Below are 25,170 nucleotides of genomic sequence, written 5' to 3'. Positions count from 1 at the left end.
CGGCTAAGTTAGTAATTCCAATTTATACTGAATCTTAGAATAGAACATTTCACAACATTGTTGGTAACTACAAATTTATCTATAGAAGAAATAACAATTAAGTCTGGATTTAACGACTATTCAAATACTTACAGATTATTTAAAAAAGTAACTGGCTTTTCCCCTACAGAATATCGTAAATTACACGTTTGATAATAATAAAGAAAATTTAATCTCCTTGAATAAATTATTATCAGCTCATTAGATTGATTTTAACACTACTAATAAATGGTAAATTTGGTTGGTATCTATTTAATAATAGAGCTATTACGTCTATTTTTTTGCGATTTTCACACTTTAGTTAATGTATATTTGCGGTATTTGCAATATATTTTTCGTTATTTATAATTTATAAAAATAAAATATAACATTTCTTTGCTTTAAATTAATAGCATGTTTCATGAAACATATCCTACAAAGGATAATTGAAAATGACATTTTATCATAAATTAATTAAATACTAATTTCAATGTACATAATTCTTCACCATTAACACAAAAGAAATATGAATGAACACGTAAAACACAAGTTGAATGGACCATTTTTCTTCATTCAGTCTGATCTGTGGAGAACTGCAAAATTGTTCCTAATGATGTATTTGTTGGGATCTTTTTTTTCAGCTTCTGCAGTTTCATCACAATCTGAAAACATCAGATTTACAATGAATGATCCCATTGATTTACTAGTAACAGAGGCTCAGTCGGTAAATCTACAACAACAACCAATCACGAGAAAAATTTCCGGAAATGTAAAAGATGAAAATGGAGAACCGATCATCGGCGCCACTATTGTTGAAAAAGGAAATGTTTCTAACGGTACTATCTCCGATATAAACGGAAACTTCGAATTCAGCGTATCCCCGGATGCTGTATTGGATATAACCTATGTGGGATACCAACCATCTAGCATTTCTACTACAGGATTAAATACGCTAGAAATTATTTTGTATGAAGATATGAAATCCTTGGATGAGGTAATAGTTGTAGGTTATGGCACTCAGAAAAAGGTTAACCTGACTGGTTCTGTGGAAAGTGTAAGCAGTAAAGATATTGGCAAAAGGACAGTAACGCAAGCATCAAATCTACTGCAGGGTAAAGCAAGTGGAATTTCTGTAAGACAAACTTCAGGAAATCCTGCAGGTAATTCCGCTTCACTTCTTGTAAGAGGTAAAGGTACTTTCAGCGGTGCAGGTACAGAGCCTTTAGTACTTGTAGATGGAATAGAAACATCAATGAATTCGGTTAATCCAAATGATATTGAAAACATCTCTATATTGAAAGATGCAGCTTCTTCGGCAATTTATGGATCAAAAGCAGCTAATGGTGTAATTCTCATAACAACAAAAAAAGGAGCCGCAGGCAAGTTAGCTATATCCTATAATGGATCTGTAGGAAAGGGCAAAGCAACTTTTCTTCCCGAAATGGTAAATTCATGGGAATATGCTGAGATAGTCAATGAGGCAATGACTAACGTTGGCCAACAAAGGAGGTATTCTGATGAGGATATTCAAAAATATAAATCAGGAACAGATCCAGTCAATTATCCTAACTTCGACCATATTGGACATCTTTTTGAGTCTGGTAATGCAGTTGAAACAATTCATAATATCAACATGCGCGGTGGATCTGAAGTATCACAGTTTTTATTTTCATTTGGCTATTATAATCAACAAGGTTTGATTAAAAAAAATTATGGAGATAAGTATGATTTACGTTTAAACGTAAATTCAAAATTAAGGAAAAATCTAGACCTTTCCGTTAAATTATATGGACAAAAGTACGAGAACAAACAACCACATGGGTATAATGGTCTTGGATGGATTGTACAGGGTGCTATGAGGAATGCGAATACAATACCTGGTCTGAAACCAGATGGTTTTTATGGTAGAAATGAAGTCTATCATCCCGAGGCTGACTTAGACAGTAAATCATTTACTAGTTATAATGATAACTATTTTTATGCGAATGGAGATATGACATGGGAAATCTTAAAAGATTTGAAGGTTACCGGACAGGTGGGTTATACTTTTGGGGTTTCGGAAAATAGAGCTTTTTTAGCTACCTATCCAGTTACAGAAACTTATGGAATAACAGTGAATACTTTAAATAATTCATGGGCAAAAAGTGATAGATTAACGCTACAATCGCTAATAGAATATAGTAAAAGTTTTGGAAATCACAATCTTCATTTATTAGGCGGTTTTTCGAGTCAATCTTATTATTATAACGATATATCAGCATATAGAAATCGTTTCCCAAATAATGAGATTACACAAATCAATGCCGGTTCCACAGCTCAGAGCACCAATGGAGGAGCAGCTTCTGCTAATAAATTAGCGTCTTATTTTGGACGTTTAAACTATAACTTTCAAGAAAAATATTTATTTGAAACAAACTTCAGGTATGATGGTTCTTCCAGATTTCCAGATAACAATAGGTGGGGATTCTTCCCATCGGCTTCTGCAGCATGGAGAATTTCAGAAGAAAGTTTTTTTAAAGACAATATTTCGACAATTAATAATCTAAAATTACGTTTTTCTTGGGGAGAATTAGGAAATCAATCTATAGGTGACTATCCTTATCAAGACCTCCTTTCTACAGGACAAAATTATGCATTTGGAAACGAAATTGCGTCTGGCTTGGCTGTTACAATGATCTCTAATAAGAAAATAGCTTGGGAAACCACAACAATTACAGATGGAGGTGTTGACATAGGGCTTTTCAACAATGCGCTTTCATTATCATTTGACTACTATAAGAAGATAACCTCAGATATCCTATATAGTGTTTCTGTATCGAAAATGTTAGGGGCTACACCTTCTGCAGCAAATGCCGGAGAAGTGCAAAATACAGGATTTGACATAAATCTTTCGTATAGGAAAAAAATAGGAGATTTTTCATTTGATGTTTCAGGTGTATTATCAATGGTTCACAATAAAGTAACTAAAATTGCCAATTTGGATAGAGATATCAATGCAGGACTATTTGTTGGATATCCTATTGGTAGCAGTTATGGATATATAAGTGATGGACTTTTTGTTGACCAAGATGATGTAGATAATTCCCCAACTCAACCATTTTCTGTCATTGCAAATCCGGGAGGAATAAAATTAACAGACATAAGCGGACCTGATGGTGTTCCGGACGGAAAAGTTGATTCAAATGACAGGGATATTATTGGTATGCCACTACCTATAACAACATATGGAATTACCCTTAATGGAGAATACAAAAACTTTGATATTAATTTATTCTTTCAGGGAGAAGGTGGTCGGAAAGCGATGGTTAATATAGAATATTTCTATGCATTGAATAATAATGGTAATGTACAAAGGGATTATTACGAGAACAGATGGACAGCCAATAATCCTGATCCTAATGCAATGTACCCAAAAGCATTGATTACAAGTACTTTATTTTACAACAACAACTTGATGGACTTTTGGTATAGAAATGCTAATTTCATAAGATTGAAAAATTTACAAATTGGTTATACAATACCCCAAGAATGGTCCAATAAATTAGCTTTGAGTAAGGCTCGTATTTATGTAACAGGAGAAAATCTGTTCACTCTCACCAAATATTATAAAGGTTGGGATCCAGAAATGAATGCATCTGGAAGCTTTTACCCTCTTGTGAAATTATATGCTTTTGGTATAAACTTAGAATTTTAAATCCATTAGATTATGAAAATGTTAAGAATAATATATAATGTTTTATTATTGGTTCTCTCCTCATCTATCTTCATGATCATAGCTGGTTGTGGAACCAATTGGTTAGATGAACAACCATTATCGAGTATCTCTGAATCAACATTCTGGATATCAGAGAATGACGCAAAACTGGCTTTAACCGGTGTATATGCTCAAAGTACAGTTGGAGATAATAGCTACAATAACCATTTACTTTGTTTATCGAGCGCAACAGACGATGCAGAATATAAATGGGCGGGAGTAGGTATCATTTATTCTGGATATTTCCTGCCAAGTTCAGGAGAAGTAGTTCCTACAATTTGGAATAGATCTTATGCTACCATCTTCAGAGCGAATTATTTTTTAGAGAATATTGAGTCTGTTGAAATGGATGCGGATCTTAAAGCTCAATATATTGCGGAAGTCCGTTTTCTAAGAGCATTTGAATATTATTATTTATCGGTTATGTATGGAGGTGTACCACTGATTACAAAGGTATTAACTATTGAAGAAGCAAATACACAAAGCCGAAATTCTTTAGATGAAATTGTGAATTTTGCCATTGATGAATTGACGGAGTCGGCAATAGATTTACCTAGTGAAAGACCTGATAATGAAAGAGGTAGGATTGTCAAATCCGCTGCACTTGCCATAAAAGGAAGATTATTAATGATTCACAAAAGATGGGATGAGGCTGTAGGTACCTTTAAAGAAATCATTGATCTCAATGTTCACGAGATAGACTCACAATATAAAGCTTTGTTTGAGGAAAAAGGAGAGAATAGCAAAGAAATCATCTTATCAACTAACTGTATTGCAGGCTTACGAGGGAATCCTCAAAATCAATTAAATTATCATGCAGACTTATATGGTGGTTATCATGAAACTTGCCCTACTCAAGATCTGGTTGATGCTTTTCTTATGACAGACGGTCTTTCAATAGACGAATCTTCATTATATGATCCCAAATATCCTTATAAAAATAGAGATCCAAGACTTTATGCAAGTATATTTTTACCTGAATATACTGTATTTAGAGGCAAATTATTTCTTGCGCATCCAGAATCAACAACTTCCGGACTTGCGACTCTTACGGGAGCTACAGGATATAGCTGGAAAAAATATGTAACTGAAGATTATGAAGGTGCAAATAATAATTCTGGTGATGATATAATATTGCTTCGTTATGCAGAGGTTCTCCTTAGTTATTTGGAGTCCAAAATTGAAAATGGGGATAACATCTCACAAGAACTATTGGATCAAACAATAAACCAGATTAGAAAACGTGAAGAAATAAATATGCCCATCGTAACAGAGACTAATCGTGATAAACTCAGAGAAATAGTAAGAAGAGAACGTCGGGTGGAATTCTGTTTTGAAAGGCATATCAGATATTTTGATATACGTAGGTGGGGCCTCTTTCCTGATATTGTTAATCGAAAAGTTTATGGAATGAAACTAACCGATGATCCGGATAACTACACAAAATACAGAGTTGAGAAAGTGGGCCGATACAGAGGTCATTATATTGCAGTAGATAAAACCGGTTCTTTTACTTCAGATATGGCTTTATTACCCATTCCAATATATGAAATGAATATTAACAAAAACTTAGTCCAAAATCCGGGGTATTAACTAATGAAAGTAAATCAGTGAGGATTCTAAAACCTCCAAAATTTAATTCAGGATGTGAAATTGGAATTTTATTTAAGCTAAATTGAATAACTAAATTGAAAATAGGAATGATGCATCAACCTAAATATTGCCTCTTTTACGATAACCACACTATGAAGGCTATACCTGATGTAGGGGAGAATTTTAATGTGGATATCTTTACCGATAGAGTAAAAAAATGTGGTGTAGATTATTTGATATTCCATGCACGTTGTAATCAAGGATTTGCCTATTATGACACCAAAATTGGAACAAAGCATCCATCGCTAAAATATGATCTCTTTGGTAAATTATCTGAGGCTTGCGCCAAAAAGGGTATCGCCTTAGCAGCATATTTTAATGCAGGCATCAGCAGTGAAGAAGGTTTAGAGCATCGAGAATGGACTACCTTATACGCTGACGGCAGGTCGTTACGTGAACCTCGTTTAACCCCTCATGTCCGTACCATGTGTTATAATTCGGACTATCGCGACCATTTGATAGCCATGGCAAAGGAAGTTGTATCTAATTATACAGTTTCTGGGCTGATGATAGACTGCCTAATAAATTATCCGTGTGTTTGTCCAATCTGTATGAAGAAAATGAAAGAGAACGGCATTGATTGGTCGAATTCGGATTTGATTGCTGGTTTTTCCGAAGATTCAGCAATTCGATTAGCGCATGATATAGCCGTAGAAGTGAGGAATATAAATCCTGATCTTCTTATTTCCAATAATTATCCGCCCTACGAAAAACTAAGATGCATCAATAACTATTATGATGTGATAAGTTTACCCGCTACAGACGGTAATGAGTTTATGCCTGTCATGGCTCATTACGTGCGTACTTTAGGTGATTTTCCAGTGATTAATATGACATGACGGTTTTACGATTGGGGTGATTTTGGAGGATTACTGCCCGAAGAAGCAATAAAATCTGAATTATTGTACGGATTGGCAAATGGTATGCGACCTAATATTGGTGGGCATTTCCATCCGCGTGGCGATTTGGAAACACCAGTTTTGAATCGGATCGAAAAAATTTATACAGATTTACAAGACAAAGAAGAGTGGTATAATCGAGCCAGGCCAGTAACTGATATAGCGATTGTTTATCCCAAAACCATACAGCACATACGTAATGATGTAGAATTACGTAGTGCTGTACGGATGCTCTGTGAATTAAAACAGCAGTTTGATGTAGTAACATTGTCATCAGACTGGTCGAAATACAAAGTGCTGATTTTCCCCGACAATGTAATATTTACCGATGAAATTGCTTGTCGGGTAAAATCACATATCGATGCTGGCAAAACAATTATCTCCACTGGATTTTCTGGTTTGGATAGCCAAAAGACTGGGTTTAAACTTGAAAAAGAGTGGGGAATAAAATTTATGGGTGAAAATGATTTTGACCCCGCTTATATAACTGTAGGAAAAAGGTTCGATTCAGGGTTACCCGAAATGCCTCTTTCGCTTTATTCATCAGGAATTGATGTTCAGCCATTGTCAGACACAAAAGTGGAAGCAAATTTGATAAAACCGTATCAGAACAGAGGGTGGGATGGAAATTATGCCATTGTGTATAACCCACCGCAGAAAAAGACTGAAATGCCCGGATTAACCGTAAAAGGCAATGTTGCTCATTTCAGTCATCAAATTTTTTCTGGGTATTACGACAAAGCTTCGGTAGAATTGAGACGATTATTTTCAAATGTTTTGAATACATTTCACGATGAACCCATTTTAAAAACTGAAAATCTGCCGGCATTCGCCCGCATCTTTGTCACTGAACAACCCAACAGAAAAATGGTACATTTATTATCCTATATTCCCGAAATTCGTGGTAAGACTCCTATTATTGAAGAGGGAATTGAAATTAGCGATGTAAAAATTATGCTTCGGGATGAAAAAAAAATCTTCAAAAAAGTTTATTTGGCTCCTGAAAAAAAAGAATTACCGGTAAAGAATATAAATTGTTACGCCGAAGTAACCATATCGAAAAGCAAAGGGTATTCCTTAATTGTATTTGAGTATTAAAAATTTAACACAATCAGTTATGAGAAATTTTCTAATTTTAATGAGCATAAACATAATAGTGAATTTAGCTGTTGTGGCATGTTCAGACAAAAGTGTTCAAAAGGTAAATGAAAATGATATAGTGCTCGAAAATGAGCAATTTAAACTAACCATTGGAAGTAATGCAATTGCCAAAAGTCTGATTTTGAAATCTAACGGCGAGGAATGCCTAATGCCTGGAGAGAATATGGCAATTTTCTCTGTCACACAGGAACGACCATATCACAACGAGTTAAAATTGGGTCATCCTAACAAGAAAACAACTTTTCAAGCAGATACTATTTACCGAAAAGGAGATCAATTGATAGTTGGATTTGAATGGGTACCCTGGGAAGCAGTTATCCGGGTAAAAGAAACAGCGGCTTACATAGGTTTTAGTCACGATGGTTTTATAGTAGAACCTGATGATTATCCTGATTATTTGAAAATCACTCCACCACCAGCAACTGAACTACGACTAATACAGCTACCAATCCGTAGCAGGAAAAATTTCGGAGAATGGCTCAATGTCAGTTGGGATGATAAAGCAGCCGTTAACGTGTTGGCTACGGATCCTTATGCTTACATCGACTTCGAAAAACGTAATGGTTATCATGTTATGTCAGCAGCCGCAATTAAAGAAATCAAATTTGAGGGTACAGGTGCAGCGCTTATAGCTTGTCAACCGGACAAACTATTAGACAATATTGCTCAATTAGAGGAAGACTTCAATTTACCCAAGGGAGTGGAAAGCCGGAGAAGCAATTTAATCAATGCCTCGTATTACTGGACTTCAGATGTTAATCCCAGTAATGTTGAAGAGCATATCAAATATGCAAAAATGGGTGGATTCAGGTTGATGAATATCTACTATCCTGCATTTGAAGGCCCTTACGGATATAATGGAATCGGGGATTATGAGATTGACAAAAGAAGATATCCAAATGGGAAAGAAGATTTGAAAAAGATGTTGGACAAAATTAAAGCCGCAGGTATTACACCCGGAGTTCATCTTCTGCATACTTTCATCGGACGAAATAGCCGTTACGTAAGCCCTGTTCCCGATCACCGGTTAAGTCTTATAAAAAATTTTACTTTATCGGAAGATTTAGGAAAAAATGATACTGTAGTATTTGTAGAACAAAATCCGGAAGGATGTACGATGGCTGATGGTGCAAGGGTTTTGAAAGTAGGAACTGAGTTTATTTCTTATGAAAATTATACTACCACACGTCCTTATAAATTTACGGGTTGTGAAAGGGGAATAGACAAAACAACTATTAACAGCCGCCCCAAGGGTGAATTAATCGGTTTGGTGGATATTTGTGAATTTGGTGCGGCCAGTATTTATATTGACCAAAGTACAAGTCTGCAGGACGAAATTGCCAATAAAATTGCAAATATTTTCGATGCAGGGTTTCAATTCATATACTTTGATGGATCTGAAGGGGTGAATCCTCCTTTCGGTATCAATGTGGCTTTGGCTCAATACAGGGTCTTTAAGCAATTAAACCCGCACCCATTATTTGCCGAAGGTGCTGCCAAGTCCCATTTTTCCTGGCATATGTTAAGTGGAGGAAATGCTTTCGATATTTTCCCTCCAGAAGTTATCAAAGAGGAAACCCGAAAATGGCCAGCAGAGGAAGCCCCTAGGATGAGGCAAGACTTTACACGACTAAACTTCGGCTGGTTGGGCTATTATTTACCCAATGAAAAAAGTCTGGGAACTCAACCTGATATGTGGGAATATGTAACAAGCATAGCAGCTGGATGGGATTCTCCTATATCAATACATTCAAGTCTTAAAGGTTTTGCTGCACATCCCAGAACGGCCGACAATCTAGAAGTTGTCCGCAGATGGGAAGAGGTCAGAGAACAAAACTGGCTTACCGAAGAGCAGAAAAAGATGTTGCAAAACGTTCAGCAGGAGCATCATTTATTAATAAATGAGAACAACCAATTTGAATTGCTGCCTTACAACCAGATTGACGATATAGCGGGGGGAAACAATGAAGTAAGAGCATTTTTATTCCAACGACAAAAAGATTATTACGTTGTATATTGGCATATATCAGGCAATCAACAATTGGAACTTCCTTTAAAACCGGCGGATATTACCCTGTATGAAAAAATCGGTCAGGAAGAAACGATTACTTCCGGAAACAACAATTCAATAATAGTTCCTATAGGACAACGTCGTTATATAAAAGCAAATGGGTTGACGAAAGAACTTTTATTGGATGCGTTCAAAAATGCTCGAATCATTGAATAAAAAAAATAATCAATAAAAACTTAAACATTTGGAGAGATAATATCAAATCTAAAAGGTAAAATACATAAATAATCGAGCCTTAAAAAGCCCATTTTTATATGGTTTGTAAAATTATACTGTCCCTGATGGGGTGAAGTTGCCTGTTCAGGAACACAATTATCTTTTCAAGGAAGAGCCAAAAAGATGACTTCCACTTGTTCATCATCCTTTTGAAGTTGAATCCGGCAGCTGCGAGCATAACATTGATCTCATCCCCGGTGATTCCCTTGTAGTAATTGCGGGAGAGACGGTGATCTTCTTTCAGGTGTCCGATTACCGGCTCAATACCTGCCCGCTTGCGGAAGTACTTTCTCTCTTTATTCTTCCTATAGGTGCTTAGAGCCTTTGAAAAGGATTTGGGGATGTGGATGAGTGTATCCCTGACTTTACTTCTTCCCCGGTACCCCCTGTCGCAGATACCGTTTCGGGGTTTTCTTTCCGTCAACTTCTCCACTTGCTCGATAGCCTTGTCTAGCGTGTGCCCGTCAAATTCATTTCTAAAACTCAGTGCTCCAACAATTACACCGCTGCCGGTTCGTGTGATGGATACCTTGTTTCCAAACTCGTACAGTTTATGCTCTTTCCCCTTGCTGATGCATTGCACATCCACCTCGTGCAGTGAATAAACCTTGTTCTTGTCTTTCTTCTTCTGGGCCAGTACCCGCTTGTACAGGTCCAGTTCATTCCGGTAACCATCAACCATCGGACCCAGCTTCCTTTCCACATCGCGTACCAGCCGTCCGGCTATGGTTCTCACTTTCTTATCCGCTTTCCTGGCTTTACCCCTGTTTCGTGGGTGATTTCGGAAGCGCTGATCGTAGGAAAGATCTTTTAAAATTCGCGTGTAACTTTGGCGCAAATCCAAACTGTTCCTGTCTGCTATCTTCCAGCACCTCTTGATAATCTTCTTTGCCAGTTTGTCATCCGTGGGGAAGGTGATATTTTTCTCCTGGACAGTGGTGTCGATGTAAACGTCCTTGTCGTTCGAGTCTTTACCATTGATACGGATGCTCTCCCTTAAGATCAGCTCAATACCCTCTTTGCCGATGCGGTGACGGAAATGAACCAGTTCTGACGCTTCACAAGGAACACGAGGTTGGAATTCCTGTTCACCACAAAAATACTGGTAGTAATTGTTTTCACTCCATTGTTCCACCACGCTTTCATCCGAGAGATCTCGGATGTGTTTCAGGATCAATAATCCCACCATCAGGCGAATGGGCTTCGCCGGACGTCCGTTATCGGGACAATACAGGGGTGAAAACTCTCTTTCAAACATCTCCCAATCAATTTTATTGGCCAGAATGAATAGCGGGTGCTTATGATTCAATGTGCTTTCCAGTGAAAAGAACAATGAGTGTTGTGAACGGTCTTGTTGTTTTGCCAGCATGATTTTCTGCAAGATTTATATCTCAAATTTACGAAAACTTGCAGATATAACCAAGGAAAATATATACTATTTTACTGTATTATAGACTATTGAATGCTTTTTAAGGGTCGACTAATTATTTTTCATATGATTGTGTGTTGATAATCTCAATCTGTGTATTTCGGTCTGATAGTGCCACTCTTTTCGGTTCAAACCGTGCCACTTTTTACGGTTCGATTTGTGCCACTTTGAAAAGATCAAGTTATCTTGTCCCTAAAAAAGGGGTAGCATGTCATTCTTTCTGCATACCCTTCCAGGTGTATTCTTTGATCTCCTTTTTGTTGGGTAACAAAAAACTTGACAGCCAGGCAATCAGGATACTTACCGACACTCCGATAAAACCGTACAGCAAAAACGACAAGGGAGTATGCTCCTTGATAATCAGTAGCAGGAAGAGCCCTGTGATCACGCCGACAAGGGCTGCCCCTGCACCCACCCGGGGAAAGAATATTCCCAGGATAAAGAGGGCCCCCATTCCGCTGGTGAGAAGTCCCAGGAACGTGTTGAACTGGTCCCACAAAGAAGCGATGTTCCAGGTGGCCAGCATCAATGCCATACCCATTCCCAGTAATCCGCAGAGGAGGCCCGACCAGCGGGCCATTTTCAGTTGTGATGAAAAAGTACTTTTCGGGAAAATGGTCTGGTAGAAATCGGATGTGAGCACGGCGGCAGAGGAGTTGATGTTGGATGAAAGGGTTGACATGGCTGCGGCAAAAATGGCGGCAATGAGCAGTCCGGCAAACCCTACCGGCATCTCCGACACGATAAACTGCGGAAATACCGAATCGATATTGGGATTGGTAACCATCATGCTTGCGGGGTTATCTTTATAGAATGCGAAAAGGCCGGTTCCTATCAGAAAAAACAAAATGGTGACCGGAACACTTAGGATACCATTCAGCCAGATGCTGCGGGAAGTGGATTTTTCATCTTTTGTGCTCATATAACGCTGTACGATAGACTGATCACTGGTATAGGTGATGAGCGAATTAGCCACTCCGCCAATCAATACGACCCAGAATACCGGCTGTGTAAAATCAAACCGGAAATCGAACGTCCGGAATTTGTGAAACTCGATGGAAGTATGCCAGAATTCTCCCAAGCCTCCATCGATACCCATTACCATCAAAACAAATGCAGCAAGTGCTCCAAAGACAAGAATAAATCCCTGTATGACGTCTCCCCAGACAACGGCCTCCATACCGCCGCTAGTACTGTAGATAATGGTTACCAACCCCATGACTACGATAGAGAGATAAATATCGAACCCTGTCACCGCATTCAGTGCCAGTGCCGGCAAAAACAGCACAATGGCAATGCGGCTCACCATAAAGACAACAAACAGGGCAGAAGCCAGCCATCTTGTGGTGCGGTTGAAGCGTTTCTCCAGGTATTCGTAAGCAGTACCCAACCGGAAGCGGGTAAAGAAAGGAAGAAAATAACGAATGACCACCGGGACAATAAGAATGATGCAGATATTAAAGACAAGCATACGCCAGTCGGTTGCATAAGTCTTTGCAGGTATCGACAGGAATGTAATAGCACTCAGCGTTGTGGCAAAAATACTGATTCCCGCGGCCCACCAGGGAATGCGTCCGCTCGCTTTGAAGAAATCTTCGGTATTCTCATTTCGTTTCATGAAGTAGAAGCCCATCAGCAGCATTCCTCCAAAATAGAGGATAAGCACCAGGTAGTTGATCCATCCGAAAGAGGGTTGTGAGGTATAATAAAGCTGCGTGATGAGGGGGGAACGCACTCCGGGGCGAATTTCCCCGCTGGCAATATAAACATTCTTTCCGTCGGATACATCCGATGTGACAGCCACGGGAGGATTCACGGTTTCTCCTGCTTCAAACCATGTATCGGTGATGGTATTGTAGATCAATATCTTGTTATGAAATCCCGTATGATGTATCCACAAACTATCTCTTTTAGCTGTATTGCCTTCCCGGACAGCCTTCTCTACCTGGTTAAAAATATGGCCAGTATCACCGCCGTAGAGCAGCACATGTGAACCACCCACAGCTGAGGCGGTAGCCATTGCCAAAGAAACTGAAGTGTCCTCATCGTGCTGGATATCTCCTTTTTGGGTCCACCTGTTGAGTGAAGGTCGGAAATGGTAAACAGATGCATAAAAGATTGTGGCTTCTCCGGCAGTTCTTCTGGCCCTTCCGCCAAAAGAGAAGAGAGCCACCTCTTCCCCATCCTGCTGGGAAGTAAGGGTAGCTCCCGAAATCGGTACTGGAAAATTGGGTAGTTTTTCCCATCCTTTTGTCGGATTGGAGAGGTCGAGCACCAAAAACTGGTCGGTTGAGGTGCCGTCGGCCAGTTCGCCGCCAACCAAATAAACCTTTGAGCCTATGACTGTAGCTGTGGAATTTTTTACCGGCACTGGTAGCGAGGGATATTCTGTGACAGTGATGCCGCTGCCGGAGTATGCCAGCAACCAGGATTTTCCGGTGATGCCATCCGGGGTAAGTCCACCCACACAGAGCAGTCCCCCGGGAAGCGTGGCATAGGAGCCTTCCGCCAAGGGTACAGGCAGGTCATTTCCCTGATAGACCTTGCTGAAAGATCCGTCAGGGAGTTGTTCAAAAACAAATACCTGATCCGAAAAATGTTTGATTCCATCCTGCCATGGTTTCCCTCCGGGGAAAGCGGATCCTCCAGCCATGATAAACCGGTTTTCCTGTTTACCGAAAAAAGTACCTGCCAGCCCCTCCCACAGGGTAGAATCTTCCAATGTCTCCATGGAGAAACAGTTGATCTGGTGAAGGGTATTTAGATTATCCGCTTTTAGGAAAGTGACGGATATGGATAACCACATCCATATAAGGAGATAGATACGTGAAATTTTCTTTCGGATCATGCAGTAAATTTATATGAAGTTTGTGGTGAATAAAAAATTGTAAGTCTTCGAACGCATCATGGTTGTATCTCTTTAAGAGAAACCGTCTGGAAGACCATGTCAGCCTGGCTGCTCTCATACAGAATGCCAAGGGTGGAGTCGTTCACCGATGTGATGCAGGAATAGCCACGTCCACTGTATTCATCAAGCAGGATCTGTTTCTCTTCGGGCCAGGTATTGCCACCGTCGTAACTCACTTTCAGGGTGATGTTATTCCGTTTTGAGGTAGATGCCGGATTGACAAACAGTAGCAACGATTTTTCCACACCATCCTCCATATAACGATGTGTATGGAGACTAGCCATGCAGGTGGGTTCTATAAGAGCTTTCCGGGAGGTGGGGTGCTCTTTCCAAGTCTCGCCCAGATCACTGGTAACAAACACCGATCGGCCGTTCACCTCCTCATTGCCCCTGTTGCGGTTATCCCGCATATTCAGCATCAGTGATCCGTCTTGGAGTTCAACCACGGCACACTCTGTCGTATTTTTGGTTGCCGGGTTACTTGTTTTCCATGTCTTTCCTCCATCTTTGCTCCAGGTAATGTTAGAGAATGAGGTGCCATTTTCATCCCTACCTTGTGATGGAAAAACCAACGTGCCGTCAGTCATGGTGATTCCCTGTCCGGGTGCCGGCGCAAAGAGCCACCACTCCTTCTTTTTTGCGGAGGTGATGTTGATTGGTTCGCTCCAGGTGAGGCCATCGTCGCTGCTTTTCGTAATCAGGAACTGGGAGGTTTCCTTCACACCAAAGCCGGGCTGAGAACCTTTCGCACGCCATTGGTGTAGCCACCGTGTGCTGTCGGCAGTCAAACCCTCAACCCATTTCCCTGTCTCCGCATCCAACAATCCGTGCATCCACAGGCCGGCTACATAAATGTCTCCTGTTCGATCATCCACCAGGATACAGGCATCGCTCACCCCGTTATATTTTTCCGGCATGCCACCCCACTCCTTCCTATCGAGTACTACCTGCATGGGTTCCCAAGTGCGTCCGCCATCGAAGCTCCGGTTCAAGGCAATGTCCATATGACCCTGCAGGTCGCGCGCACTTTCGTAGCGAGCATCGTAAATTGCCATCAACGTGCCATTTTTAGAGGTAGCCAACCCGGGGATGCGTGAGGTGTGTACACCGTCCTGTCCATGCTGCCGCAGGGCCACGCCGGCTCTCAGTTCCTTTGCATCATGCGGTAAAATTTTCAGTTTTCCCCGGTCGGTGACTATTTCTTCGCACCGTATTTTTATTTTGTGTGACAGATCGATACTTTTTTTCAGGGTAACTGAAACCCAGAGGATAGTAGTATCTTCTGTTACGGTGAAGTGATTGGAAAAAGTAATCTTCGTTGCAGTAGGCTGCACCTCGCCGACAGGATGATCTGTTTCTAATTTATCGTTCTCTCCTGCCCTGAACAGCATTACCTTGTCGATGTCACTTATATCGGTCGTTCCTTCCAGTGAGAGCGTCACTTTCTCAAGAATATATTCTTCCCGGTTTAAGCCGGTACTATCGCGGATCAACCTGATTTTCTGTACCGGGTTGTACTTTTTTCCAGTCAGAACGGGAAGAGTGGGCGAATCTATTTCGGCGCTTACTCGATTGTTATATCCGCATGAGATGGTCAGCATGACCAGAGAAAGTAAAAACAGTAATTTTCTTTGCATGATAAAAAGATATGTGTGTTGTTATTCAAAAAATTCGGGGATGATATTCACAGCTTTTTTCCGAACATCACCGGCCAAATCTTCCGGAATAGACTTATAGGGCCACCTCAAGCTGGCACCTACGTCGGCCCATTCGCCTACCAAAGCCATAAAACGATCGCAGGCATGATTGGAAAAGTGATGTTGCGTAATAAACGGCTCTATCAGGGTTTTCATAAAATGTTTGATCCGTTGTTCCAACTCCAGCGCCTGACTCATGTCGGTTCGCACTAGTTGATACCATTTCTGGGCAGCCCGTGGGTTCAGACAAGAGACGTTGGAATAGGCTCCCTGTGCACCCAGGCTGATGCCGGTCGCTAGATTATGACCCGGTATAAACACGGAAATGCCATCCCTGTTGTCTTTTACCCTTTTGTACCATTCCAAGTCGGAATTTCTGTCAAACACCTTCACACCCACCAAAGCCGGTATTCCCTTTTTTAAAACCTGCCACTCTTCGGGCTGTAATTGTTTCTTCGCGTGTGGCGGGTTATACAGGACAAGATTGATCTCGCCGGCTTCCGCTGCAATTTTTTTCAGAAATATCGCGCACTCTTCCAAAGTGGGGGGAAACCAATCGGGAAGAATAACTTGTACCGCTCCCGGCTTTAAATGTGTAATCATTTTCAACCGGTGCAGCGATATCTGCGGACTCATGTGACTGATTCCTATTTGAAAAGGGATACCTCCCTTTTCACACTTCACAGCCAGTAGTTCACTAATCCGAAGAAACTCGTCATCGGTCTGTGAATAGAATTCACCGGCAGTCCCGTTTGAATAAATTCCGTTGGGTTGTGAATCGATTAAAACGTCAATCTCATCATTCATTCGGGAAACGTCAATCTCTCCGTTTTTGTCAGTTGCCAAGAGCAGCGTTGCCCAATTGCCGTATATTTCATCTGAAGAAAGTGGCTTCATGGTACGATGGTTCCCGTAAGAAAAATCTCATTCCAGTCAAAGGAGACAAAGATCATTTTTTCGTACGGTCTTTTTTCTCCGGCTTCAAAAAAAAGGCCCACTCTTCCATTCGGTAACCTGGTAATGCAGGAGTATGCAGCCGGCCCCTCATACACCAGCTTACTGTTGCTCCAACTCCGGCAGTCGTCCAGGCTAACTTTAAGCGTCAGATGATCTCTTCCGTGAGGCACGGCAGGATTGAGAAACAGATGCACCCCTTGTCCGTCCACCTCACCAAAATTCAATACGGCCGCCTGGCATAACGACTCCACCAGCTGAAAGTCGTGTTCAATATCCGACCAGCTTTGCCCACCATCCGTGCTATAACTGATTGCCCTTGCCTGTTTATTATTGTAGGACCGCATGTTCATCAGCAAGGTACCGTCGGATAATTCAGTCACCTGACTTTCGTTGCACCCAGGCTTGATGGATTCGCTTATCTGCCACGATTTTCCATGATCGTCAGAATAGATCACATGGGCCCCATAGCCATAGGGGCCTCCTGCCAGGTTTCCTTGAGGATCATCGTAACTATGATTCGCCGGAATAACCAGCCTGCCTTTGTAAGCGCCCTTCTTCACTTGTATCCCTATTCCGGGGCCGGTAGCATACCACCCCCATGAAGGGTCTCGGCATGTTTCTTCCAGACTCGCTGGCTTCGACCACGTTTTGCCATCGTCATCGGAATAACAGACATAGGGTAATCTAGAAGACAACGACGTTTTATTGATGATGTCACTTTCCTTGTCTTTCCCATTATTCCAGCTCGTAAACAACCAGATTCGCCCGGTTTCCTCATCGACCACAGGACAAGGATTCCCACAGGTGTTTTTTGCATCGTCCCATACAACCTGTTCATTGCTCCAGGTCATCCCATTATCTTCCGAACGTTTTAACAATAAATTGATATCTCCGGTATCACCTGACTCACGTCCCTCGCAAAAAGCGAGCAGTGTTCCTTCGTTGGTGACAACCAGCGCCGGTATCCTGTAATTGTTATATTCACCCATCCCCTGTTCCCACAAGACGGTTTGATCAATATCTTCCTTTTCCTTCAAAGAAAGGAACGGTAAGACAAGCAGGATACTCGATATTAAAAGTAAATTTTTCCTCATATCATATAGATTAAAAAGAACCATTTGTTGTATTGTTATTCTTTAACTGATGTTTGATTTCACAAACAGCATACATTCTCCTATTTTCTAATCCTGTTAACAATATCGGAAAATTGATTCATTAATGCTTCATTTTTTATATCAGATGCTATATTTTCTTTTTCTGACAAAGCATCATCCATCCGATACAATTCTCGGGCGAACACCGACATGTCTTTTGTATTTCGCCATTCTATGTAACGATATTTTTCCGTTCTCAATGAATATCCCATTGAATCTGGTGATCTCGAATTGATGGCGTCCTGATAAGGTCTTACAATCTGACTTAGTGCATAACTTTTCACTTTTGAGGACTTCCCTTTAAGGATCGGCAAAAGAGAAATTCCGTCGTGAGATGATTTCATTTCTCCATGAGTCAAATCAATTAGGGTTGGATAAATATCGATTAACTCGACCATTGATCGATTAATTGCTCCCTGTTCAATTCCCTTACCACAGAATATTAATGGAATATTTACCGAAGCTTCATAATTTGTTGTTTTTCCCCATAATCCGAAATCTCCAAGATGAAAACCATTGTCGGAATAAAGAACGATGATCGTATTATCATAGCGACCCAGTCGCTTTAATTCTGCAATCAACTTACCTATTTGTGCATCTATATAGCTTACGCTTGCAAAGTATCCATGCAAGAGCTCCAGCTGTTTCTCTTCCCGGATAACTCCTAATTCTCCAATATCTTCATACCCTCTTAACTCGTTGGAATTATGAAATGCAAAATCTGGTGCTCTTGCGGGTCTTCTCGGATTTTTTAATTCTTTTTTGAACATTTCACGCTCATAGAGATCCCAATATTTTTTAGGCGCCGAGAAAGGAAGATGGGGACGCCTGAAACCCACTGCAAGAAAAAAAGTTGAATCTGTCAGTTGATTTAGTAATTCAATTGCTGCCTGACATACTTTCCCATCAATATATGCCGTATCCTGTACATTTGCATTCTCCGTAGTTGTTGCTTTTGACCTTTTGGGCATATAATTTTCAGGTAATACATACTTATGTCCTCTTCCGTCACGCGTAACACTCAGTACGGAAGGATTCGACCATGATACAGGATCCTGATGATATGCCCCATCATGATATATCTTTCCTACTGCACGTGTTGCGTAGCCTTTTTCTTTATAGAACTGAGGCAATGTGACTACATTCGGTTTTTCTTCACGAAAATGAGGTTTTAGCGTCCACACTTTAATTTCATCCGGTCGCATTCCCGTCATCAATGAAGCTCTGGAAGGATTACTGAGTCCCACCTGACAGTAGGCATTCATAAATAAAACTCCCTGATTTGCTAGCGTGTCGATATTGGGTGTAAGAGCCGTTGAGTTCCCATAGCAACCTAATACCGGAAGCATATCATCTATCGCAATAAATAATACATTGGGTATTTGTCCTTTTACTTCATCTCTATTACTACATGATAAAAAAAGCAGATGAAAGAACAATCCAAATTTCAGGTTACAGATGGACGAATTGATATTCATTCTTTTATGGTTATTTTAAATAAGAGGGAGACTCATGAAATTAGAGAGTCTCCTTCTTATTATTTTCTATTTATCATAACCCGGGGTCTGGTTGAGATTGGGATTTCGATTGATAGATGCTTGTGCTACAGGCCACAACAAGATGTTTTGTTCATTTTCACGACCTACAAGGAACGGATTTTTTTCAAAAACTACATCAAAACGGATATAATCCCACCAAAGCTTTCCTTCTGCTGCAAATTCTTTCATTCGCTCCTTCAGTATTAATGCATCAATTTCGGAAGCTGTAAGCGTATTCGAATAAAAACTATCGACTCCATAGGCACGTTTGGCAATTTTGTTGAGAGCAGTCACAGCTCCGTTACGGTCGTTTTTTGCATTTTTAATTTCTGCATCAAACAGTACAGCATCTGCATAACGATATACGATCACGTCCGAATCGAAAATACGAGTACTGCTTACCCAGGATCCAGCATACTTGTTTATCCATTGGAAAGTACCATTTTTCTTATCATCAAAGAACGTCTGGAAACTTACAATGGTTCGTCGGTCATTTTCATACTCTGAAAGCAATGCTTTGTAATCGGCCGTATAAAAACACCATTGTTGATGACTTCCCACTTTCACAGGATTTTCAATATATTCTGGGGAAATATACTGGGAGGGCACCAGCCAGTCATTCGTGGCACCACTTGTGTGTTCATCCTGAAGATAACTCCAGGCAAAGATAACCTCCGGTCCCCCTTCATTCTTAAAAATGGAAGAATAATCAGTTACTAAGCTGTAATTGCCGTTTCCCAGTACTGCAGCAACAGCCGTTGCAGCATTGTTGAGTGCCGCATCGCCTCCGTTACGTACCTTAAACATCCAAAGATTATAATCAGCTTTTAACATGTTTATAGAGGCCTGTGAAGCTAATTTACGGTCGGTTACAGAGGCGGGCATATGACTAAGCGCAGCATTAATATCATCACCAACTTGCTTAAACACCAAATCTGCCGCATCGCGACCGGGGAACAATCCTTCCTGTTTATCTGACTCAAAACCTTCCAGCAATACCGGAGCATCTCCCCAAATTCGGCCTATCCAGTAATAACAGAATGCACGCACGAAATAAGCATTGGCCAATACCTTATTTTTTGTTTCTTCACTGACAAATTCTATTTCTGGTGTATATTTCAGGATCAGATTAGCCTGATTGATCGTCGTATATAAATCAGTCCAATTGGCATAACCATGGTTGGTGGGAATCTGATTCTGATAAATCTGATCTCGTGCCGTCTGACCAGCAAGTCCGTCGGCCCACAATCCTGTTCGATACTCTCCCCAGTACATGTAGCCTTGCTCAAATGTAGATCTGAATCTGTTATATAGCCCATATATAGCCGAAGTAGCATCTCCTTCATCCTGCCACATAGAGTTGGCAGATACCTCACTCTTTTGTACGATGTCCAGATCACCGTGACATGCTGTCAATAACGTAAAAAAGGACATTAAGCATATGATGATTTTACTTTTCATGATTCTCATTTTTGTAGTGTGATTTAGAATGTAACTTTTACTCCGATAGAATATTTACGAATAGGAGGATAATTGTAATAACCAGCATTATATGTGGTGGATGCACCTACTTCAGGTGAAACGCCTTCCACTGCGGTGAAATAATGCAGATTATTACCAGCTAAGGTAATGGCCAGATTTTGCATACCCAGTTTACCTAATTTTGAAGAAGGTACATTGTATTGCAGGCTAATTTCACGAATACAAAGGTAATCACCTTTATAGTTGAAGATGTTGGATGTACGACTAAAATTGGCATTTCCGTCATCCGGATCATTGGCTGTAAAACGAGCATATTTTGTTTTATCACCGGGAGCTTTCCATGTTTGTTTTACCTTATCAATCAATGTGTAATTATTGGCAAAGGTGTTCATAAAATATCGCATTTCAGAATTGTTATTGATTGAGTGTCCCAATGCCCAATCAACAAAAACATTTAGAGATATATTTCTGAATGTAAGATTGTTATTTAAACCTCCTGTAGAGTGTGGAACAGTGTACCCCAGAAAAAACTGATCTTGACTGTCAATGTAATCTTTATCGTTTCGGGTCTGACTACCTGGCCTGTTCTTCCATTCATAGTCTCCGATATGCTTTCTTCCGGCAATTTTCTTCCCGTCTGAAGGGAGATAGCCTTTTGCCGAATTATCATACATCGCTGTTTTGGCTTGTTCTTCCGTTTCAATGATATAGTCTACCATATATCCATAATAACGGTAAAGCGACTCACCTTCAGCAGTTCCACCGAAAGCCGTTCCGTCGGCTAGGGTGATACCCCCGATACGATTCTTGTCTCGTCCGTTATCTGGCAATTTAAGCACCTTGTCTTTTACAAAACTCCAGGTGAATTTCGAAGTCCATTCAAAATCTTTTGTACGAATATTGGTCGAACCAATCTCCAGGTCGAATCCATAAAATTTTACTTCTCCAATATTTGTTTGTACAGAAGAAAAACCGGTGGTATTTGGCAACTCTTTGCTAAAAAGTAGGTTTTCTGTGATTTTATCGAAATAATCTGCTGAGACTGTGAATCGATTCTTGAAAAGTGACAGATCGAATCCCAGGTCGAGTTGCGTAGAGGTCTCCCAGGTCAGATCCATATTTGGCATAGTAGAAGCTACAATACCCGCAAATCCATCATATCTTGCATTGGTGGAATACCTTCCGTACGCATCGTACAGACCAATTGCATTGTTCCCTGTTTGGCCGTAACTAACTCTGATTTTCAAGTTATCAAGATTTTTTATTCCCTGCATAAAGGGTTCATCCGAGATAATCCATCCGGCTGATGCTCCTGGAAAGAATCCCCACTGTTTTCCTTTTGCAAAACGTGAGGAAGCATCCTCCCGAAATGTTGCAGAAAGCAGATATTTTTTTTGAAAATCATATGTCAAACGACCGAAATAACCAATCGTCACATCCTGAGTAAAATTGCTGGTGGCATCCTTCTTATTGGGACCTGCGGTCAGTGTAGGCACCTTATCAGAACTAGCCCCATCAACGGAAGCCCCCAGGGATTGGTTACTGTCCTTCTGATAAGAGTGTCCTCCCATTATAGATAATGAATGATCGTCTAACCCCTTAATATAGGTTGCATAGATCTCCAGTTTGTCTCGTTTAAGCTCGCCAAAGGATGAACTGGCTGGACGGAGTCCGTTAAATTCATTGGCTTTCTGAAAGCTGTTGCTTTGGTAATGATGGTTGTAGGTTGATAATTGCGATTCAATTTTCAGATCATCAAAAATGCGGTAAGTAAGTTTACCAAAAGCTGACAATCTTTTATCTTCTCGGCTTTGATCATTATAATAGGCATACCAGAGTGGATTGGGAGAGGTGGCATTGTATCCTTTGGTGGGGGTTCCATCATCATTGTACTTTTTCTGAGTGGGTGGTGTCGCCAAACCCCTTGAAATGACATTCATCTGATTAGGGTACTCCTGTGAATTAGCTCTAGAGTAGTCGAATCCCGCGACAAGTGACAAATATTTATTGATGTTTACATCGATGTTACTGCGTAAATTCAATCGGTCGAACCCAGTGGCTATGGCAACACCGGCGTCGTCGGTATAGCCAAGGCTGACATTGTAACGAATCCCTTCATTTCCCCCATCAAGTCCGACATAATAATTTTGCCAAACTGCCTGCTTGTAGATTTCATCCTGAAAGTTGTTATCCTGAAATATCAGCGTTTTTGTCGGATCAATTGGATCGGGCATGGAATAATAACCTGCCGGGATAGTCTCTCCTTCTCCCAGATAACGAGTAGAATAGATGGAGGTAGCTGTATTGCCGGAACTGGCGGAATAACCATCCATTGAATTATACTTTGCATTGGGACCTGCAGCTACTGCCGGACGAACAATACTCAGATAATCCCTGGCGTTCATGAACTTATAGAGTGTCCCTGCTTCCTGCAATGCCATGTTTGCTTCGAAAGTGATGTTCGGAGCTTTGCCAACAGATCCTTTTTTCGTTGTAATCAAAACAACCCCATTGGAAGCTCTTGAACCGTATATAGCTGTGGATGAGGCATCTTTAAGAACTTCTATTGATTCAATATCGTTCGGATTTATCCCACTAAACGCTCTTTCAACTCCATCTACCAGGATGAGTGGTTCATTGCTCTTGTTGATGGAGGAACCGCCGCGAATCCGAATGGTTGCATCTTCACCTGGCGTATTGTTGTTTGAATAAATACGTGTTCCGGAAATTTTCCCTTTCAATCCTTCTCCTACCGTGTTTACTGGTACATTTTGTAATACCTCTCCACCCACTTTGGTAATGGCAGACGTGATGGTACGGCGTGACTGGGTTCCATATCCCACGACCACCACTTCATCAAGACCTACTGTCGATGTGTTTAAAACAACATTGATGACCGGTGAGCTTGTCACTCTCACTTCCAATGTTTGATAACCCACATATGAAAAAATCAGTGTTGAACCGGAAGTAACGGCCAACGCATAATTCCCGTCAATATCAGTGACGGTACCATGTGTGGTTCCTTTCACAACCACAGAAACACCAGGTAAAGTTTCACCTTCGTTATCGCGCACTTCACCTTTAACCATTATCTCCTGTGCCTGGAGAAAAGCAACTGAAAAGATTATACCAGTTAATAAGGCCAAAAATCGATAAATTTTTCTCATCTTTGTATAGATTTTAAAAATAATTGTGTTTTTAAATTCTTCCAGAAGGGGGTATTGTTTAGAGGACACACTCCCTTCTCTATTTTACCAATAAACCAATGCCCTGGAGGTTCTCCCTGAGAGCATCATACTCTTCCCTTTCGAATGTGGCAAAAGGAGGGCGGCAGGGTCCACATTCGATTCCAATCAGATTCATGATGGCTTTTCCGCCTCTCACGCCACCTCCATATTGAATAATGATTTTCACCATTTCTACCGACTGCATCTGAAAGGCACGCGCCGTTTCCACATCGTTACTTTCCATAGATTTCAGAATATTCAGATAAACATGGGGTATATAGTTATACGTACTTCCCACACCGGCTACGGCTCCGAGTGCTAATCCACAAATCAGTGTCTCGTCGAAGCCATGCAACACCTCAAATGCCCCGTTATCCAGCTGAATACAGTCGCCCATTTCCATCAGGTTGTTGTGTGTAAACTTCACTCCGGCCAGATTGGGAATAGTTTTTTTCCCTTCGTGAAGAAATTGTGCAACCGAAAGGTTTACCCCGGTCATGGAAGGCATGTTGTAGTAATAGAATGGCAATTGAGGAGCGGAAGAAGCAATGGGCGTAAAGAAATCGATCAGATCCTTCACTTTTTCAGGCTTGAAAAAAGAAGGGGCGATACATCCGATTCCATCTGCGCCTTTCACTGCAGCATGACGTGCCAGCTCCATTGCCTCGCGCTGGTTATTGCTGCCCACATGGGCAATAATTTGAAAGTCTCCTTCACCACGTTTTATCCATTCCTCCAAGATCAGTTTTCTTTCGACAGTGGTGAGGGAAGTAAACTCTCCTGTCGTCCCGCAAACAAATACACCCGATATTCCCGAATCTTTGATATGTTGTGCATATTTTCTGATCACAGAATAATTTATATCTCCGTTGGTATCAACGGGTGTAAAGGTTGCAGCAATTAGCCCTTTTAGTTTTTTGTAATTGTTCATAGATATTTTAATTGGTAAATATACTTTTTGTGTTCGGCTGATGATTACAAGGACGAAAAAGCCTTATAAACACTT

The 25,170-nt window shown here is 40.8% G+C and carries 14 protein-coding genes; 5 read left to right on the top strand and 9 right to left on the bottom strand.

Annotated elements, in window-relative coordinates; all coding sequences use genetic code 11:
• The first annotated feature begins 544 nt into the window (after positions 1–544).
• From AACM02_RS07775 to AACM02_RS07755, 5 genes are all read left to right on the top strand, one after another.
• A complete protein-coding gene (locus AACM02_RS07775; RefSeq protein WP_339116599.1) occupies positions 545–3,712 on the top strand; it encodes a TonB-dependent receptor in 3,168 nt (1,055 codons plus the stop codon).
• A gap of 12 nt (positions 3,713–3,724) precedes the next feature.
• A complete protein-coding gene (locus AACM02_RS07770; RefSeq protein WP_339116598.1) occupies positions 3,725–5,365 on the top strand; it encodes a RagB/SusD family nutrient uptake outer membrane protein in 1,641 nt (546 codons plus the stop codon).
• A gap of 107 nt (positions 5,366–5,472) precedes the next feature.
• Positions 5,473–6,264, top strand: coding sequence for an alpha-L-fucosidase (locus AACM02_RS07765; RefSeq protein ID WP_339116597.1), 792 nt, complete (start codon positions 5,473–5,475; stop codon positions 6,262–6,264).
• 84 nt (positions 6,265–6,348) lie between these two features.
• A complete protein-coding gene (locus tag AACM02_RS07760) occupies positions 6,349–7,422 on the top strand; it encodes a beta-galactosidase trimerization domain-containing protein (RefSeq protein WP_339116596.1) in 1,074 nt (357 codons plus the stop codon).
• Between the two features lie 19 nt (positions 7,423–7,441).
• Complete coding sequence (locus tag AACM02_RS07755; RefSeq protein WP_339116595.1) at positions 7,442–9,712, top strand: hypothetical protein; 2,271 nt, start codon at positions 7,442–7,444, stop codon at positions 9,710–9,712.
• A 94-nt stretch (positions 9,713–9,806) separates the two neighbouring features.
• On the opposite strand, the gene AACM02_RS07750 is transcribed toward AACM02_RS07755, so the two are convergent.
• From AACM02_RS07750 to AACM02_RS07710, 9 genes are all read right to left on the bottom strand, one after another.
• Positions 9,807–11,141 (bottom strand): IS5 family transposase, encoded by a 1,335-nt coding sequence (locus tag AACM02_RS07750; RefSeq protein WP_339116594.1) that lies wholly within the window; start codon positions 11,139–11,141, stop codon positions 9,807–9,809.
• Between the two features lie 271 nt (positions 11,142–11,412).
• Positions 11,413–14,049: a sodium:solute symporter family transporter gene (locus AACM02_RS07745; RefSeq protein WP_339116593.1), complete on the bottom strand. Its 2,637-nt coding sequence runs from the start codon at positions 14,047–14,049 to the stop codon at positions 11,413–11,415.
• A gap of 56 nt (positions 14,050–14,105) precedes the next feature.
• Positions 14,106–15,710 carry a sialidase family protein gene (locus tag AACM02_RS07740; RefSeq protein ID WP_339117445.1) on the bottom strand — a complete coding sequence of 535 codons (1,605 nt, stop codon included), beginning with the start codon at positions 15,708–15,710 and terminating at the stop codon, positions 14,106–14,108.
• 57 nt (positions 15,711–15,767) lie between these two features.
• Positions 15,768–16,703 (bottom strand): dihydrodipicolinate synthase family protein, encoded by a 936-nt coding sequence (locus tag AACM02_RS07735; protein WP_339116592.1) that lies wholly within the window; start codon positions 16,701–16,703, stop codon positions 15,768–15,770.
• Positions 16,700–17,857, bottom strand: coding sequence for a sialidase family protein (locus AACM02_RS07730; RefSeq protein ID WP_339116591.1), 1,158 nt, complete (start codon positions 17,855–17,857; stop codon positions 16,700–16,702). Before AACM02_RS07730 ends, AACM02_RS07735 begins: the two co-directional genes overlap by 4 nt.
• 80 nt (positions 17,858–17,937) lie before the next feature.
• Positions 17,938–19,395, bottom strand: coding sequence for a sulfatase (locus AACM02_RS07725; RefSeq protein ID WP_339116590.1), 1,458 nt, complete (start codon positions 19,393–19,395; stop codon positions 17,938–17,940).
• A gap of 66 nt (positions 19,396–19,461) precedes the next feature.
• A complete protein-coding gene (locus AACM02_RS07720) occupies positions 19,462–20,889 on the bottom strand; it encodes a RagB/SusD family nutrient uptake outer membrane protein (RefSeq protein WP_339116589.1) in 1,428 nt (475 codons plus the stop codon).
• Between the two features lie 50 nt (positions 20,890–20,939).
• A complete protein-coding gene (locus AACM02_RS07715; protein ID WP_339116588.1) occupies positions 20,940–24,104 on the bottom strand; it encodes a TonB-dependent receptor in 3,165 nt (1,054 codons plus the stop codon).
• 79 nt (positions 24,105–24,183) lie between these two features.
• Positions 24,184–25,095 (bottom strand): dihydrodipicolinate synthase family protein, encoded by a 912-nt coding sequence (locus AACM02_RS07710; RefSeq protein ID WP_339116587.1) that lies wholly within the window; start codon positions 25,093–25,095, stop codon positions 24,184–24,186.
• Positions 25,096–25,170: the final 75 nt, after the last annotated feature.

Source organism: Petrimonas sp., assembly GCF_963921705.1.
Taxonomy (GTDB): Bacteria; Bacteroidota; Bacteroidia; order Bacteroidales; family Dysgonomonadaceae; genus Petrimonas; species Petrimonas sulfuriphila.
This window is presented reverse-complemented; position numbering and strand designations above follow the sequence as displayed.

What these genes read in the sequence shown, in the direction of transcription:
- AACM02_RS07720 (WP_339116589.1), bottom strand. Translation starts at nt 20,889, where the DNA reads ATGTCCTTTTTTACGTTATTGACAGCATGTCACGGTGATCTGGACATC.
- AACM02_RS07755 (WP_339116595.1), top strand. Translation starts at nt 7,442, where the DNA reads ATGAGAAATTTTCTAATTTTAATGAGCATAAACATAATAGTGAATTTA.
- AACM02_RS07710 (WP_339116587.1), bottom strand. Translation starts at nt 25,095, where the DNA reads ATGAACAATTACAAAAAACTAAAAGGGCTAATTGCTGCAACCTTTACA.
- AACM02_RS07770 (WP_339116598.1), top strand. Translation starts at nt 3,725, where the DNA reads ATGAAAATGTTAAGAATAATATATAATGTTTTATTATTGGTTCTCTCC.
- AACM02_RS07760 (WP_339116596.1), top strand. Translation starts at nt 6,349, where the DNA reads ATGCGACCTAATATTGGTGGGCATTTCCATCCGCGTGGCGATTTGGAA.
- AACM02_RS07765 (WP_339116597.1), top strand. Translation starts at nt 5,473, where the DNA reads ATGATGCATCAACCTAAATATTGCCTCTTTTACGATAACCACACTATG.
- AACM02_RS07730 (WP_339116591.1), bottom strand. Translation starts at nt 17,857, where the DNA reads ATGAGGAAAAATTTACTTTTAATATCGAGTATCCTGCTTGTCTTACCG.
- AACM02_RS07750 (WP_339116594.1), bottom strand. Translation starts at nt 11,141, where the DNA reads ATGCTGGCAAAACAACAAGACCGTTCACAACACTCATTGTTCTTTTCA.
- AACM02_RS07745 (WP_339116593.1), bottom strand. Translation starts at nt 14,049, where the DNA reads ATGATCCGAAAGAAAATTTCACGTATCTATCTCCTTATATGGATGTGG.
- AACM02_RS07735 (WP_339116592.1), bottom strand. Translation starts at nt 16,703, where the DNA reads ATGAAGCCACTTTCTTCAGATGAAATATACGGCAATTGGGCAACGCTG.
- AACM02_RS07775 (WP_339116599.1), top strand. Translation starts at nt 545, where the DNA reads ATGAATGAACACGTAAAACACAAGTTGAATGGACCATTTTTCTTCATT.
- AACM02_RS07740 (WP_339117445.1), bottom strand. Translation starts at nt 15,710, where the DNA reads ATGCTGACCATCTCATGCGGATATAACAATCGAGTAAGCGCCGAAATA.
- AACM02_RS07715 (WP_339116588.1), bottom strand. Translation starts at nt 24,104, where the DNA reads ATGAGAAAAATTTATCGATTTTTGGCCTTATTAACTGGTATAATCTTT.
- AACM02_RS07725 (WP_339116590.1), bottom strand. Translation starts at nt 19,395, where the DNA reads ATGAATATCAATTCGTCCATCTGTAACCTGAAATTTGGATTGTTCTTT.